This window comes from Paenibacillus sp. J23TS9, from assembly GCF_018403225.1.
Lineage (GTDB): Bacteria > Bacillota > Bacilli > Paenibacillales > Paenibacillaceae > Paenibacillus_AQ.
In genome coordinates, this window is record NZ_BOSG01000024.1 from 1 (window position 1) to 470 (window position 470).

A 470-nucleotide genomic window follows, 5' to 3' on the forward strand; every position below is an offset into this window, starting at 1 on the left:
GGATCAATGCTTGCTTACAGCTCCCCGGGGCAGTATCGTTGTTCGCCACGTCCTTCTTCGGCTCCTAGTGCCTAGGCATCCTCCGTGTGCTCTTAGTAGCTTAACCATTGACTCCTGTTTGGCTCGCTTCGCTCCGTTGTTTTGTGCTTCGCACAAAGCCAAAGTCGCTCTTCAATCCAAACACTCGTCTGCTACTCTTATTTACTTGGTCAATAAAATTGACACAAGCAGCTAAAAGGATATTTCTAAAACGCAAATTCGTTTCGTTATCTAGTTTTCAAGGATCAACAGAGAGTTTGAGCTCTCAAAACTGACCAACGAGTGAGAAGTGCCTTATTAAGGCGTATTTGAATGTTTCCACTCGGGAAACGATTCTCCATAGAAAGGAGGTGATCCAGCCGCACCTTCCGATACGGCTACCTTGTTACGACTTCACCCCAATCATCTACCCCACCTTCGGCGGCTGGCTC

2 rRNA genes are annotated in these 470 nt (G+C 47.4%); both read right to left on the reverse strand.

Annotated elements, in window-relative coordinates:
• A 23S ribosomal RNA gene (locus KJS65_RS29530) occupies positions 1-106 on the reverse strand; the annotation flags it as partial.
• Positions 107-382: 276 nt separating this feature from the next.
• Positions 383-470: ribosomal RNA gene (locus KJS65_RS29535) — 16S ribosomal RNA — on the reverse strand; the annotation flags it as partial.